Below are 14,714 nucleotides of genomic sequence, written 5' to 3'. Positions count from 1 at the left end.
CTTCTATATAAATAGAGTGAAAAATGAACAAAACGAATGTAAAGGAAACTTGACGTAAAGCTTGCTTTACATATATACTCGGTATAAGGGAGGAGGGAGAAATTTCCTTGGAAAATAAAATGGTCGAATATCGAAAAAAATTTGGACTATCTCAAGAAAAATTGGCTGAGAAACTTGGAGTTTCTAGGCAAACTATCATTTCAATTGAAAAGGGAAAATACGATCCATCACTTCCGTTAGCATTTGAAATAGCAAAAACATTTCAGACAACGATAGAACATGTATTTATTTATGAAAGAAAAGAAGAGGGGGAATAAAGATGAACTATTCACAAAAGTACTTCGTTATCATGGGAATTATTTTTCTATTCATGAGTGGATTTATGATATTAACAGGTATAATGACGCATTCTGCACCACCGGCTCCAACGTATACAGTACTTGCGATGATGATTATGTGTTTCTGCTTAAGTTACTTACACCCGCAATTTAAAGAAAAAGATGAGCGAATGAAACTTATTCGTTATAAAGGAATGTTCTTCAGCTTTTTTGCATTAGCAGCATATTATCTTCTTTTCTCTTTCGGCTTAAACTTAAAAATAATTACACTATCTGCTACTGAACTATTGAACATATTAATGGCACTTACGATGAGTACAGTTTTTATCTCATTTGTTGTTTTATCGAAAAGATATTAAGATGGAAGAGAGAAAGGAAGATTAACATATGCAAATGATGTATGCTTTTGGCATTGGACTTGTATTATTTTTAGCTGTATTCTTATTTATTCGTAAAGACGTTCAAGGTGGGACGTTAACGAAAAGAGGCTTTTATAAAATGATCGGCTGTTTAGTCGTTATGTTTATAGCGATCATTGTAATGATCGTTTTAATAAATCAATCACTATAGAATGAACCTTACTTGAGTAAGGTTTTTCTTTTTGGTATAAAATCCGGAAATTCCCACTAAATCCATTTACTACATATAATAGATATTATATAATTTAATAAAATGATAGATAGGGGGCATAGTATATGAATAAAAAGACTAGCTTCTTTTTATTAACATGCCTACTACTTATAGCTAGTATTACTTATATAATATGTAACAAACGAGAACAAGTGCCACCTATGTTAGTATGGGAGGGTCAAGAATACTCCGTTACGAATGAACCTGCCGAAGCTGAAAAAGTTGGACAAAGGCTCGGAGAAGTAACAAAGAAAATCGAAACAAGTAAAAAACCTACTAAAAATAGTGAATCCAACACATTACAAGAAAAAACAGAAGTATTCACAATGATAGAAGAAGAAAAAGGTACTCACTCACCTTTAATCATCAAGGAGCCTTATAGTGATGAATATAGAGTAGTAAGACCGATGTTATATGTACTATAAAGTGAAAAGGAGACTCATATGCAGACAGTAACTTCATACCCATGGTCGTTAAGAAAAATGTTTGTTTTTTTCCTTTGCTTCGTCCTTCCGCCAATCGGTGCGATTTATATTTTGATGAATAGAGAAGCACTCCAAAAGAGAGACTTCATTTTATATGTATTATTTGCTGCTATTAATATATCGCTTTGGTTATCACTTATGATCTTTGATCGGAGTATGTGGATGGTAGCGGGGCATTATGTGTTTGGAGCAGTTGTTATTGTATTTTCGAATATGAATAAGAGATAAGCCAGCAACCTTACAGTTGCTGGTTTTTTATTTTGCTATTTATAATGAAGAAACAAATTTTTAATAGAGAGTAGTGGGCGTTATGAGATGGAAAGAGGGAACATTTGAAAAAGTAGAAACGAATGACTCATCTATTGAGCAAATTATAAACACGTTTAAGGAACAAAACTTAAATGGTGGCGCAATAATAAGCTGTTTCAAAGTGCATAACGAAAATTTTTTCAAAGAAATACCACATTCGAAAGATGGACACGAGCACTTCTTTAGAAGAATCTTCAACTCTTTAGATATAATCAATAACTTAGAAGAGTTAAAAATACATACATCAGAAAAATATAAGTTTCGTTTTAAAGAGCAACTGGCAGTCATACTTGATGGAAGCATTGCCGCTCAAATTTTGTGGGGCGGGGCATATGAAGGATTTAAGGAACGACCAGTTATCGCAAAGCAATTAGCGGTCAATGTATGTCAATATATGTTTCAAGATCGATACGAAGATATTAAAGTGTTCGAAAGCTATCACCCTTGGACAGATTGGTTTTACGATGTTGCGTGGGATATTACTTGGATGGTGTTAGATAGTACGGAGCATAAAATGTGGTTAGTTTGTGCTACGGATACGGATTGATAGAAGAGGGCCTTGTAGGAATGCTGCAAGGCTCTTTATCTTTTGGGAATGAATAGAAAATGAATCATATAAATGCTATACTAAAAAATGTTTGTAATGTCAGTTTCATACTATTATATAGTGATGACTTACTAGAAAAGATAAGAGGAGAATAAACGTGAAAAAGATACAGAAATTATTGCTGTTAATGATGGTAGTAGGATTAACCGTAGGTGTTTTAGCAGGATGTGCAAATCCGAAAGATACGACAGAAGAATTTTTAACAGCGATACAAAAAGGTGATGTAGAAAAAGCTCGTACATTTGTTGAGAGTGACAAGGAATTTAATAAACTAAATGAAAAAACAGATGATGCTGAGGCAAAAGAAATGCTGAGTGCAATTACGAAAAACTTTAAATTTGAAAAGCCAGAAGAAGTATCGAAAAAGGATGACAAAGCAGAAGTGAAAGTGAAAATTACATCTGCTGATCTATCCGTTGCTGTAACAAAAGCAGTGGGAGAAGTTATGCCAATGGCCTTCGCAAGCGCCTTTAGTGAAGACAAAGAGCAATCTGAAAAAGCAATCGAAAAAACGATGACATCAGCAATCGTCAAACACTTATCAGATAAAGATGCAATCATGGCAACTCGCGAAGTTACATTGAACTTAAAGAAAAACAAAGATGGCGACTATAAAATTGTTGCAGATGATAACTTGAAAGAAGTATTATTTGCCAATGCGAAGTCTTTGGAGAAGATGTTTGGCGGGAAGTGATTGACTTAGATAAAAAAGAGAAACCATATCACGTAGAAAGTTGATATGGTTTCTCTTTTTTTATGACCCCGGAGAGGCTCGAACTCAGGATCTTCATCTACTATCATCTTTCATGGTTATAGCAGATGATAGGGGATGAAAGTTGTTGTAGCTCCGTTCCATAGAGATACTATACAGGAAACAGTTGATAGGCATACCTCTTTAGTTTTATTTAGAAAGATAGGATAGGTCTACGTATTTAATAGTAGAAATAATTTTGTAGAATGGGACTAGATGATATTACAGAGTTAGCGCGAATGCATAAGTTATAAATTCAAGTACCGAAAGGGCAACTTTGAGGAGAAAAAGACTTCGGAGTTTTAAGATTATATAAAATATTCTTAGTTGCAACAATTCTATTGTGGTAAAATATTCTATATGAAAATTAAAAAGGGGAAAGGCTTATGGGCTTAATAAAAATTACTCCAGAGCGTTTGGAGCAATCTGCTAAGTTGGTACAAGATATAAGACAAACTTTAGACAATATACACAAAGATCTTTATAACCAAACAGAATACATAGCGTCTCAGTGGACAGGTGCAACCAGTCAAAATTTCTATCAAATGTTTAATGAAGCGAAACCAAGGATTTTTGAAGTTAATAATCTATTGGATAAAATTTCAGAAGAACTCAAACGTTCTGCCAAGAAATTCCGTGAAGCAGATCAAATGAATTATATGATAGCGAAGGCAAAATCCAAAAAAGATGTAGAATATTTAAAAGGTAGTATGGATGCGGAATTTGGTGATGGTAGAATTTCACTTAAAGGTAGTGGAACTGTGATGAATGCCGAACATGAATTATTTGATAATGCAAACTTTACCTTTAAAGCATTAAACGGTTCAGCAGAATTCAACATACCATATACTGTCGAGGCTGCTAAAGAAGATGTTTTACAACGAAATATTATAGGGGTGAAAATAGAAGGTGCTGTTGCAGAAGAGACGATAGCTCATAAATATAATTCTTCTAAAGGTTTTGGAGAGGAGTTAACTCTCACTAGCAAACAAGGAGTAGCTTCTTATGTACAGGGGATTGAAGGATTTTCTATTAAAAGTGAAAACATGATAGCTTTGCAAGTATACGAAGCGGAAATTACAAAGATTAAGATACCTGACTACATCCCTGTATTAGGTAAATACGATGTAGATGTTAAAGGTGAAATCATACTGGGTGGATATGGTTATAAAATCCGTGCAGGTGAAGAATCAGGATTTTCTGCGACAGCACCTAATGGTTATGGTGGAGGATTCTCATTTAAATTTAAGAAGGAAGAGTGAGGATGAGGTTAAAATGCGTAGAGTCACACAAATAGTAATATGTATTGCAGCAGTACTATTAATTACACTAGCTATGATAAATGGAGAAACGTGGAAAGATAAAATTGTTATCTCGCTGGCTGTTCTTGTATTTACTGGATTTTCTCTAGTATGGAACTCATTTGTTATAAATCTTATGGAAAAAATCAATAAAAAAAAGGAGAATAAATAAATGAAACTTTTACCGATTGGAACAGTTGTGAAGCTAGAAGATATAGAACAATTTGTGATGATTATTGGAAGAATGGTTACTTCAGCGGATAATCGTGATTTTGATTATATAGGTGTTCCTCACCCAGTTGGCTATCTAGGTGATGAAAAAGTATTATGTTTTAATCATGATAAAATTATAGAGGAAATGCATAGAGGGTATATGACTGAGAGTGAATTGGTTCTACGTGAGAAATTAGTAGAATTGTAAAAAGAAACGTAAATCTTAAGGATATGATAGGAGAAACAAAATGGGGAAGATAATGAGAATTATTGTAATTATTGGTATCCTTATTCCTCCAGCGTTACTGTGGAGTGCACCTGATATTCCTCTAAATGATAAACTGCTGTTTACAGGTTTACAACTAACTGTAGGATTCACCACAGTAGTAGTGTTAGAGGTTATATTTAGAAATCGAAAAAAGAAGAGGGCAAAATAGATATAAATTGTATAGAATGGCAGATAAGAATATTGGTGGTTAATCATCTCAATAAAAGAAGCTAACAGAAGCAGGGAGAACTCCTTGCTTTATTTTTTGTATAGAATTGCTAAGTAGAGTATCGTTAAATTAGGATATCTGAAGGGGGGATAGGGATCTGAGTTAGATAAACGGTAGTCTTAAGAGTTATCTAACTGATTTCAATGAGTGTAAAAACTATAATTTTAATTACTATACAAACTTAAGTAGCATTTTCTTTTCAGTCCTTTCTCAGTTTTATGGAAACAAAAAAGAGGACGCCCCCCTGAGCCAGCTGGTTTGCTGACTAGAAGTAGTCCTCTGTTAACTTGTGGTTTCTGATGGAGACCTCCACAGTTTTAGCTTTTGAGAATACCCCCTCAAGCCTTGATACTATTAGGTTTTATGACCCCGGAGAGGCTCGAACTCACGACCTCCACCCTGTCAAGGTGGCGCTCTCCCTGCTGAGCTACGGGATCTTCAACAATGCGTATGTAACAGCATCTTTAATCTTTATGCTAAAGTAATTATATATAATTAACTGAAATTTTACAATGTTTTTATATTAAACTTTGAAGGGAAAGTATTTTGAATCATGCTAGTCGTGTATTAAGGAATATATTAAGTAGAGAATGTACTGAAAAGTGAGTTCGAATAAAGCGGTTATATTATTTTTTTCGATACCAATCTAAAGGACCCTCATCACTTAAATCGACAAGAAAAGGGAATAAGAAATGTAAAGGTAAGCTAATAAGTTCTGGCATAGCGTTCAATGTTTTCTTTGATAGATACTGCCTTCCAAAACAATACGGACAATCTTTTTCAAATGTCACGAGTATCGACCATACATCTTTTACTTTCCATTTCGTTTTACAATACGTACAACGCGCCATAGAGTGCCTCCTCATGTTAAGGTTTCTTCTAGTATATTCCATTCTATTGTACGAAAGTCATTTGTATTTGGTGTGATAAAATGTAAGTTGTTTTATTTTTATGTGGATCTATTTAGTCACTTATGATCATTTACATACCGTTTGATATTTTTGCATGGTGATAGGTTTTCAGTTTTAATATGCAAATTGGCCAATATATCCTTTTTACAATTTACTTAAAATCATGTATAACAGAGATACAAGATTATTTTATAATTATTCAAGAGTAGAGGGAGAATTATTGTAATGGTAAGGAAAACGTTCAAGATGCGCGTATCTAGAAATAGAACGATTTCGATTAATGGCTCGATTCTTGATGTGGATATTACACATGATGAGTTTTTACAAGAGTTTGTTGAGTGGGTCGATTCTAAAGGCTGGTCGTTTATGGGGATAACAGATGAGATTACACCTGAGGAAGCTAGTCAAAATTTAATAGATTCATTGATTGATGAGAAGGATAAGAAAGAATAATTCCTTCTTATTTTTTATTGTATATTTATGTTCTTTATCGTAAAAGTATGATATAGTAAAAAACAGTGAATATTCTTCCAATTTAATACAAATTACATATGGATTGGTAGACTCAGTTTTTAAGCTGTGAGAGTATAGTGAAAAGGGAGAGTCATATGGTAAATTTTAAGAAAATTTTGGCTTTTATTACCGTTATTTGTTTATTTTTTTTGACACCTATGACGTTACGTGCTGAGACGAATGTTGGAGTGAATCCAGAGCAAGTGGCACCACCACCTGCGGAAGGGCCAAATGTTTTTAGCCAGTTTGCAACTGCGATTGATGCGAAAACAGGAGATGTTTTGTATGACAAAAATGCACATCATCGCGCATTTCCGGCGAGTATGACGAAAGTGTTAACAGCAATTTTACTTATGGAGCATACGAAGCCAGAGGATCAATTTACGTTTTCACAATTAGCATTAGATCAAGAGAAGAGTAATTATCAAATTGAGTTTCAACCTGGTGAGACGATTAATCGTAATACTGCGCTTATGATTTTAATGGTGCTGAGTGCGAATGATGTGTCGTATGCGATTGCGGAGCGCATTGGGGGAAGTGTTGAGAATTTCGCTCATATGATGAATGAAAAAGCGAAGCAATTAGGTGCTACAGATAGTCACTTTGTCACGCCAAACGGATTGCATGATCCGAACCATTATACAACGCCATTTGATATGGCAATGATAACGAGAGGTGTGCAAAAATATCCTGAGATTTTACAAGCGATGAATACGAAAAGAACGACAGTTACGACATCTAGGCAGACGGTGTCTATTTTTAACAAGTCTACTTATTTTGAAAATCCATATAGCATTGGTGGTAAGACGGGTTTTACAAATGAAGCGCGTAATACACTCGTTTTATTAAATGAGAAGGATGGCAATCGTATTATAAATGTAGTAATGGCTTCTCAAAGGCCTGAGATTTATGAAGATTTGAAGCAGATGGCGGACTATTCTTTCGGTCAATTTGTGAAGCAAACTGTACTAGATAAACATAGCTGGCATCAAAAGGCAACGTATTTAAATAAAGATATTGATAGCGAGCTTGAAAAAAGTGCAGAGCTTATGCTTAAGAAAGATGAAGGGAAGAATGTGAGGACGATTTTCCGTGCGGCCTCATTAGATAAAGATTCTTTATATCATAAAGGAATTCATCGTGGTGAAGTAGTTGGGGCAGTTGATATTACGAAAAATAATCAAACAATTGCGACGGTAAATGTTCTTTCTAAAGAAGATGTTACTTTTGCGATGCCTAAAAAAGATACGGCTGAGCCTGAAGTAAATGAATCAAATGTGAAAATAATAAGCATTGGGATAGGTGCCGTTGTATTATTGGGAGCCATTTTATTTGTAGTGCTACGCCGAAATACAAAAGGAATGAAATCAGAAGAAAAATAAAATACTAGTTAAAAGGCTGTGAAGAGACTTTGTCACAGTCTTTTTTATATATTTAAAATAACTAATAATTGTAAATTTTCTTATTGCATTTATGTATTGTTCGTTATATTATTTATTTGTGTTCTTGTTAAAGAACAAGGTGTGTATTATATACTTCAAATAATATAAAACAACGGAGAGGGAGAGAAATGATGAAATTCGTTTGGAAGATTATTAGCAACGTTATCTCATTTGTTTTATTTGCATTGATGATTTGCTTAGCTTTTGTAGTTATTTCTTCAAAAGCGAGCGGTGGGGATCCAACAGTGATGGGATATCAATTTAAATCAGTGTTATCAGGGTCGATGGAACCAACATTTTTAACAGGATCAATCATTGCGATAGAGCCGACGAAAGATGGTTCTAAATATCAAAAAGGCGATGTTATTACTTTTAAAGAGAAAGATGAAAAAATTATCACTCACCGTATTATCGGTGTGAAAGATACAAATGGAAAAGTAATGTATGAAACAAAAGGGGATAACAACAACGGTGCTGATTTAGAACCAGTACTTGCGGAGAATGTCATTGGGAAATATGCGGATATTACAGTTCCTTATGCAGGGTATGCATTAAATTATGCGAATTCAAAAGCTGGAGCTGCTTTGCTTCTTATTATTCCAGGAATCTTTTTACTAGGCTATTCAGCGATTTCTATTTTTGGTGCTATTCGTAGCATTGACGGAGAAAAGAAAGAGAAAAAAGTAGAACAATCCGTCTAGTTCATTTGGTTATACTTTCCGTTTAGGAAGTTGACAAATATATAAATCAAGGGGATATGGACATGACTTTAAAGAAAAAATTAGGGATGGGTATCGCATCAGCAGTATTAGGAGCAGCACTAGTTGGCGGAGGAACATTTGCATACTTTAGCGATAAAGAAGTGTCAAACAATACATTTGCGTCTGGAACACTTGATTTAGCGCTGAACCCATCAACAATTGTGAAAGTGGATAATTTAAAACCAGGTGATACAATTGAAAAAGAATTTAAATTAGAGAATAAAGGTACATTAGATATTAAAAAAGTATTATTAACTACAGAGTATGATGTAGAAGATGTGAAGAATGATAATAAGAAAGACTTTGGCGAAGACATTGAAGTAGTTTTCTTGAAAAATATTGATAAAAAAGATGAAGTAATTAAGAGAACGACATTGAAAGATTTGAAGAGTAAAACAGTGACTGCTGCAGAAAATGATTTAGTAAGTTGGTTATGGCCTGAGAAAGGTATTAAAGCAGGAACTAATGATTCATTTAAAGTGAAATTCCACTTTATTAATAAAAATGAGCCTCAAAATGAATTCCAAGGTGACAAACTTCAATTAAAATGGACATTTGAAGCACAACAAGGCGATGGAGTGGAAAAAAAATAAGCAGAAAAAGAGACTATCAAAAATGATAGTCTCCTTTTCTGCTAAAAGGGAAATGTAAAAAGAAAGATAATTTCTTATATCATTTTATAATTCACTTTATTATAATAAAGGTATAGTTCTTGATAAAGAACGAGTTGTTCGATAGGAGAGATTAAAATGCTGAAGCCACCTCGCAAATTCAAAAAGATGCTTATATTGCCATGTTTGTGTTCTATTACTTTTTATTTAGGCTCTCAAATGATGACTTATACAGAAGCAGCTTTCATTCATGAAACGAAAGTAGCGGCTACAATTTCTACAGCAAGTATTTTTCCAAAAACAGTGGATCAATTATCAGAACAAGCTAAGCAGCATAAGGAAGTTATTTTACATGAGTATGAAGAGATGAAATCAAAAGCAACGGTCACCTCCACGCAAGAGTTAGAACAGGCGCTTGTTAAGTGGAAGCAAGGGCGTGAGAAAATAGTTGCGGAAAGAGAATTGTTACAAAAAGTATATGTATCAATAGAAAGCTCTTATAATCAAGTGCAAGAAGAGTTAAAAGGTGGCAATACAACCGAGTCGAATAAGCAGGTATTCTCGTATGTGAATACTGGTTTTCATATAGTGAAAGATAATTGTGAGTATGTTGATAAAGAGGTAAAGTTACAGGTGATTGATAAACAAATTCAAGATTTTGAGAAATTACTAGTAGAGGAAACAGCAAAACAAGTGAGTGAGGCTACGAAACAAGAAGAAGCGAAAAAGCTAGAAGAGAGTAAGAAGCAAGAAGAAGCGAAAAAGCTAGAGGAGAGTAAGAAGCAAGAAGAAGCGAAAAAGCTAGAGGAGAGTAAGAAGCAAGAAGAAGCGAAAAAGCTAGAAGAGGGTAAGAAGCAAGAAGAGGCGAAAAAGCTAGAGGAGAGTAAGAAGCAAGAAGAGAGTAAGAAACATGAATAGTAAGTAAAATACAGCAATATTACAGAGCGAATAGGTGAGAGAGCATTGCGACTCACCTATTCGGCGTGTTCTCTTAATTTTAACAATACACGTCAAAATCTAGCGGATACGAGAAAACTAGTTGGCCGCATGATGGTGAAAGATACTAATTGGTATGGATAGTGAAAATTAATTGACAATTTTCTTTATTTCTCAACTTTTTTTCGAAAATTTAAAATAATATTGAGAAATAAAAATAACTGAAAATACTAATAAAAAAATGTTGTATTTATATAGTGTTGTTCGTTATAATGAACTTAAGGTTTTTAAAAGAGAACGAATATTAGCTAAGCTAATATAGTTTTCTTTATGTTCCTTATTGAAAAATAAGGGGTAAAAATATAAAAAACGGCTAGGGGGAATTGATTGTGAGTCTGAAAAAGAAATTAGGTATGGGAGTTGCATCAGCGGCACTGGGGTTATCTTTAATTGGTGGAGGAACATTTGCATACTTTAGCGATAAAGAAGTATCAAATAATACATTTGCAGCTGGGACGTTAGATCTTACATTAGACCCTAAAACGCTTGTAGATATTAAAGATTTAAAACCAGGGGATAAAGTAAAGAAAGAGTTCTTATTAAAGAATAGCGGTTCGTTAGCAATTAAAGATGTACAATTAGCGACAAAGTATACTGTGAATGACTTGAAAAAAGATAACGCCGGTGAAGACTTTGGTCAGCACATTAAGGTGAACTTCATTTGGAATTGGGATAAACAAAGTGAGCCTGTATACTCAACAACATTAGCTGAGTTACAAAAAGAAAATCCAGATGTTTTAGCTAAAGCAATCTTTGCTCCTGAATGGGGAGAAAGTGGTGGTTTAGCAGCTGGTACTGACGATTACTTATGGGTAGAATTTGAATTCGAAGATAAAGGTGATCAAAATAAATTCCAAGGTGATTCATTGAGCTTAGAATGGACATTCAATGCTCACCAAGGAGAAGGCGAATCAAGAGAATAAATCAAAAAGCGGGGAATCCCCGCTTTTTTTTATAAAGAAAAAAGAAGTGCCGGTTGTAAGCACTTCTTTCTATTTATTATTTTTGATCGTGCTTCCACTTTGTAAACTCAAGAAATTCACGAAATTGTTCTTTGGAGACACCTGAGCTCATCGCATCTTTAACGAGTTGTGTCCATTCGGAGTCTAAATGATTTTCCTTTGTTGTTTCATCATGAAGTAGAGTATCAACTGGAATTTGTAGAACTGCTGCGATTTTTTCAAGAAACTGAATGGAAGGGTTTTTTTGTAAATTTCGTTCTATAGAACTAATGTAAGATTTAGCAACACCAGCTTTTTCGGCAAGTTCAGTTAATGAAATACCTTTTTGTAAGCGAAGGCGTTTTATACGTTCTCCAATCATATTTGCGCACCTTTCTATCAATATGTAGTCGTCTTATGATGTCATTATTATAACATAAACTTCGTTAAAAAGAACAAGCCTATTGAGCCTGACTGGATGGCTTCATACGTTGGAAAAAATGTTCGATATCTTGCAGGGCGATACCAGCGTCTAGAGCTTCAAGTATTAAATCAATCCATTCTTGATCCAATGCGTCAGTCTTATCTTTGTACAAATGTAATTCCTCCCTAATTATCGGTCATAACTGCTGCTACAGAATATATGATAATACAATCGCATTTTGTGTTTTATATAGTGAATTATCAAATATTTTGTAGATAAAACAAAGATAAAATCCCCATTAAATTCCCTCTATGGCGATTATAAAGTTTCTGACAAATATTTTCAATATTTTCAGAAAACATTGTTGAATTGTGATATATTCGTATACTAACTATGAAATTTTTACAAATATATTAAAAAAATTACATAATATAACTAAATATTGAAAAAATATTGAATTTTTAATAAAATTCAATATGTAATACATATTATTTATTAGGGGAGGAAATAAGGGATGAACAAGAAACCGTTCAAAGTTTTGTCATCAATCGCTTTGACAGCTGTATTAGGTCTTTCATTCGGAGCGGGTGGCCAGTCTGTATATGCTGAAACACCTGTGAATAAGACAGCTACGAGCCCAGTTGATGATCATTTAATTCCAGAAGAACGTTTAGCAAATGCGCTAAAAAACCGTGGGGTAATTGATTCGAAAGCTTCAGAGACAGAAACAAAGAAAGCTGTCGAAAAATATGTAGAGAACAAAAAGGGTGAAAATCCTGGGAAAGAAGTATCAAATGGGGACCCACTTACGAAAGAAGCATCTGACTTTATAAAGAAAGTGAAAGATGCGAAAGCAGATACGAAAGAAAAGTTAGACAAACCAGCAACAGGAACACCTGCTGCGACAGGACCGGTCAGAGGTGGTCTAAATGGTAAAGTACCAACTTCTCCAGCAAAGGGAAAAGAATATAACGGTGAAGTTCGTAAAGATAAAGTACTCGTGTTACTTGTAGAGTACGCTGACTTTAAACATAACAATATTGATAAAGAACCTGGTTATATGTATACTGACGATTTTAACAAAGAACATTATGAAAAAATGTTATTCGGTAATGAGCCATTCGCATTAGAGGATGGCAGCAAAATCGAGACGTTTAAACAATATTACGAAGAGCAATCTGGCGGTAGTTATACAGTAGACGGAACAGTTACAAAATGGTTAACAGTTCCTGGTAAAGCTGCTGATTACGGTGCAGATGCTGCTACAGGTCATGATAATAAAGGGCCAAAAGGACCACGTGATTTAGTAAAAGATGCATTAAAAGCAGCTGTAGATAGCGGTATTGATTTATCAGAGTTTGACCAATTCGATCAATATGATGTAAATGGTGATGGAAACCAAAAACAACCGGACGGTTTAATCGATCACTTAATGATTATCCATGCGGGTGTTGGACAAGAAGCTGGCGGTGGTAAATTAGGTGACGATGCAATTTGGTCACATCGCTGGACTGTTGGACCAAAACCATTCCCAATTGAAGGCACACAAGCGAAAGTTCCATATTGGGGCGGAAAGATCGCAGCATTCGACTACACAATTGAACCAGAAGATGGCGCAGTTGGTGTATTCGCACATGAATATGGTCATGATTTAGGTCTTCCAGATGAGTATGATACAGACTATACTGGTGATGGTGAACCAATTCAAGCTTGGTCTGTTATGAGTGGTGGAAGTTGGGCGGGTAACATTGCAGGAACAACGCCAACAAGTTTCTCGCCGCAAAATAAAGAGTTTTTCCAAAAAACAATCGGTGGTAACTGGGCAAATATCGTAGAAGTAGATTACGAGAAATTAAATAAAGGTATCGGTCTAGCAACATATTTAGATCAAAGTGTTACGAAATCTAACCGCCCAGGTATGATTCGTGTTAACTTGCCAGATAAAGATATAAAAACAATTGCTCCAGCATTTGGAAAGCAGTATTACTACAGCACAAAAGGTGACAATCTTCACACAAAAATGGAGACGCCACTGTTCGATTTGACAAATGCAACGACTGCGAAATTTGATTTCAAGTCATTGTATGAAATTGAAGCAGAGTATGATTTCCTTGAAGTGCATGCTGTAACAGAGGATGGCCAAAAAACATTAATCGAAAAACTTGGTGAGAAAGCAAATAGTGGCAATGCACATTCAACAAATGGAAAATGGATTGACAAATCATACGATTTAAGCCAATTCAAAGGCAAGAAAGTAAAATTAACATTTGAGTACATTACAGATGGTGGTTTAGCATTAAACGGTTTCCTACTTGATAATGCATCACTAAATGTAGACGGTAAAGTAGTATTCTCTGATGATGCAGAAGGTACACCGCAGTTCAAATTAGATGGGTTCGCTGTATCTAATGGAACAGAGAAGAAGAAACATAACTATTATGTAGAGTGGAGAAACTATGTTGGTTCAGATAACGCATTGAAATATGCTCGTGGTCCAGAATACAACACAGGTATGGTTGTATGGTATGCAGACTCAGCTTATACAGATAACTGGGTTGGTTTACATCCAGGACATGGTTTCCTTGGCGTAGTTGATTCTCATCCAGAAGCAATTGTTGGAACTTTAAACGGTAAACCAACAGTAGCAAGTAGTACACGATTCCAAATCGCTGATGCGGCGTTCTCATTCGATAAAACGCCGGCTTGGAAAGTTGTATCTCCAACGCGCGGAACGTATACGTATAATGGCTTAGCAGGCGTACCGAAGTTTGATGATTCGAAAACGTATATTAATAAACAGATTCCAGATGCAGGACGTATTTTACCGAATCTTGGCCTGAAGTTTGAAGTAGTAGGACAAGCCGATGATAATTCTGCAGGTGCTGTTCGTTTATATCGTTAATATAGTAAAACTACCGAAAGATTTTCTTTCGGTAGTTTTTTTGTGAGCAATGAATTTTATATAAAAGAAGAAATTATATATA

21 protein-coding genes and 1 tRNA gene are annotated in these 14,714 nt (G+C 34.7%); 18 read left to right on the top strand and 4 right to left on the bottom strand.

Features of this window, described 5'->3' with window-relative positions; genetic code table 11:
• The first annotated feature begins 107 nt into the window (after positions 1–107).
• The 11 genes from K5S59_RS07880 (at position 108) to K5S59_RS07830 (ending at position 5,071) form a co-directional block, all read left to right on the top strand.
• On the top strand, positions 108–317 hold the full coding sequence (locus K5S59_RS07880; RefSeq protein WP_086389278.1) for a helix-turn-helix transcriptional regulator: 210 nt from the start codon (positions 108–110) through the stop codon (positions 315–317).
• 2 nt (positions 318–319) lie between these two features.
• A complete protein-coding gene (locus K5S59_RS07875) occupies positions 320–697 on the top strand; it encodes a hypothetical protein (RefSeq protein WP_048545076.1) in 378 nt (125 codons plus the stop codon).
• A gap of 28 nt (positions 698–725) precedes the next feature.
• A complete protein-coding gene (locus K5S59_RS07870; RefSeq protein ID WP_001178300.1) occupies positions 726–908 on the top strand; it encodes a DUF3976 domain-containing protein in 183 nt (60 codons plus the stop codon).
• Positions 909–1,033: 125 nt separating this feature from the next.
• Positions 1,034–1,393 carry a hypothetical protein gene (locus K5S59_RS07865; protein WP_120449699.1) on the top strand — a complete coding sequence of 120 codons (360 nt, stop codon included), beginning with the start codon at positions 1,034–1,036 and terminating at the stop codon, positions 1,391–1,393.
• Positions 1,394–1,411: 18 nt separating this feature from the next.
• Positions 1,412–1,681 carry a hypothetical protein gene (locus K5S59_RS07860; RefSeq protein ID WP_001195386.1) on the top strand — a complete coding sequence of 90 codons (270 nt, stop codon included), beginning with the start codon at positions 1,412–1,414 and terminating at the stop codon, positions 1,679–1,681.
• Between the two features lie 82 nt (positions 1,682–1,763).
• Positions 1,764–2,309: a hypothetical protein gene (locus K5S59_RS07855; RefSeq protein ID WP_098873286.1), complete on the top strand. Its 546-nt coding sequence runs from the start codon at positions 1,764–1,766 to the stop codon at positions 2,307–2,309.
• Between the two features lie 157 nt (positions 2,310–2,466).
• The gene (locus K5S59_RS07850; protein ID WP_000723768.1) at positions 2,467–3,063 is read left to right on the top strand and encodes a hypothetical protein; all 597 of its coding nucleotides are present in this window, start codon (positions 2,467–2,469) and stop codon (positions 3,061–3,063) included.
• Positions 3,064–3,506: 443 nt separating this feature from the next.
• Positions 3,507–4,382: a WXG100 family type VII secretion target gene (locus K5S59_RS07845; RefSeq protein WP_000522926.1), complete on the top strand. Its 876-nt coding sequence runs from the start codon at positions 3,507–3,509 to the stop codon at positions 4,380–4,382.
• Between the two features lie 13 nt (positions 4,383–4,395).
• Positions 4,396–4,593 carry a hypothetical protein gene (locus tag K5S59_RS07840; protein WP_001255348.1) on the top strand — a complete coding sequence of 66 codons (198 nt, stop codon included), beginning with the start codon at positions 4,396–4,398 and terminating at the stop codon, positions 4,591–4,593.
• Positions 4,594–4,842, top strand: coding sequence for a DUF4176 domain-containing protein (locus K5S59_RS07835; RefSeq protein WP_000771617.1), 249 nt, complete (start codon positions 4,594–4,596; stop codon positions 4,840–4,842).
• 40 nt (positions 4,843–4,882) lie between these two features.
• The gene (locus K5S59_RS07830; protein WP_000516410.1) at positions 4,883–5,071 is read left to right on the top strand and encodes a hypothetical protein; all 189 of its coding nucleotides are present in this window, start codon (positions 4,883–4,885) and stop codon (positions 5,069–5,071) included.
• Positions 5,072–5,495: 424 nt separating this feature from the next.
• Here the strand turns inward: K5S59_RS07830 and K5S59_RS07825 are convergent.
• Both K5S59_RS07825 and K5S59_RS07820 read right to left on the bottom strand, forming a co-directional pair.
• Positions 5,496–5,568: transfer RNA gene (locus tag K5S59_RS07825), tRNA-Val, on the bottom strand.
• 189 nt (positions 5,569–5,757) lie between these two features.
• Complete coding sequence (locus tag K5S59_RS07820; RefSeq protein WP_000090219.1) at positions 5,758–5,982, bottom strand: hypothetical protein; 225 nt, start codon at positions 5,980–5,982, stop codon at positions 5,758–5,760.
• 285 nt (positions 5,983–6,267) lie between these two features.
• On the opposite strand from K5S59_RS07820, the gene K5S59_RS07815 reads away from it, so the two are divergent.
• From K5S59_RS07815 to calY, 6 genes are all read left to right on the top strand, one after another.
• Entirely contained in the window at positions 6,268–6,495 is a 228-nt protein-coding gene (locus tag K5S59_RS07815; protein WP_000251861.1) for a hypothetical protein, read from the top strand.
• A 155-nt stretch (positions 6,496–6,650) separates the two neighbouring features.
• Positions 6,651–7,937: a D-alanyl-D-alanine carboxypeptidase family protein gene (locus K5S59_RS07810; protein WP_098258826.1), complete on the top strand. Its 1,287-nt coding sequence runs from the start codon at positions 6,651–6,653 to the stop codon at positions 7,935–7,937.
• Positions 7,938–8,128: 191 nt separating this feature from the next.
• Complete coding sequence (gene sipW, locus K5S59_RS07805; RefSeq protein ID WP_000674073.1) at positions 8,129–8,698, top strand: signal peptidase I SipW; 570 nt, start codon at positions 8,129–8,131, stop codon at positions 8,696–8,698.
• Positions 8,699–8,760: 62 nt separating this feature from the next.
• Positions 8,761–9,351, top strand: a complete 591-nt coding sequence (locus K5S59_RS07800; protein WP_000172848.1) for a TasA family protein — start codon at positions 8,761–8,763, stop codon at positions 9,349–9,351.
• 156 nt (positions 9,352–9,507) lie between these two features.
• A complete protein-coding gene (locus K5S59_RS07795) occupies positions 9,508–10,287 on the top strand; it encodes a DUF4047 domain-containing protein (protein WP_000917480.1) in 780 nt (259 codons plus the stop codon).
• Positions 10,288–10,694: 407 nt separating this feature from the next.
• A complete protein-coding gene (calY, locus tag K5S59_RS07790) occupies positions 10,695–11,288 on the top strand; it encodes a biofilm matrix protein CalY (RefSeq protein WP_000053727.1) in 594 nt (197 codons plus the stop codon).
• A 76-nt stretch (positions 11,289–11,364) separates the two neighbouring features.
• On the opposite strand, the gene K5S59_RS07785 is transcribed toward calY, so the two are convergent.
• Both K5S59_RS07785 and K5S59_RS07780 read right to left on the bottom strand, forming a co-directional pair.
• Positions 11,365–11,688 carry a helix-turn-helix domain-containing protein gene (locus K5S59_RS07785; protein ID WP_000578881.1) on the bottom strand — a complete coding sequence of 108 codons (324 nt, stop codon included), beginning with the start codon at positions 11,686–11,688 and terminating at the stop codon, positions 11,365–11,367.
• Between the two features lie 79 nt (positions 11,689–11,767).
• Positions 11,768–11,902, bottom strand: a complete 135-nt coding sequence (locus tag K5S59_RS07780) for an anti-repressor SinI family protein (RefSeq protein ID WP_000276217.1) — start codon at positions 11,900–11,902, stop codon at positions 11,768–11,770.
• Positions 11,903–12,244: 342 nt separating this feature from the next.
• Here K5S59_RS07780 and inhA1 point away from each other — a divergent pair, with 342 nt between their 5' ends.
• A complete protein-coding gene (gene inhA1 / locus K5S59_RS07775) occupies positions 12,245–14,632 on the top strand; it encodes a M6 family metalloprotease immune inhibitor InhA1 (RefSeq protein ID WP_120449701.1) in 2,388 nt (795 codons plus the stop codon).
• Positions 14,633–14,714 lie beyond the last annotated feature (82 nt).

This window comes from Bacillus sp. BML-BC051, assembly GCF_019656175.1.
Taxonomy (GTDB): domain Bacteria; phylum Bacillota; class Bacilli; order Bacillales; family Bacillaceae_G; genus Bacillus_A; species Bacillus_A mobilis.
This window is presented reverse-complemented; position numbering and strand designations above follow the sequence as displayed.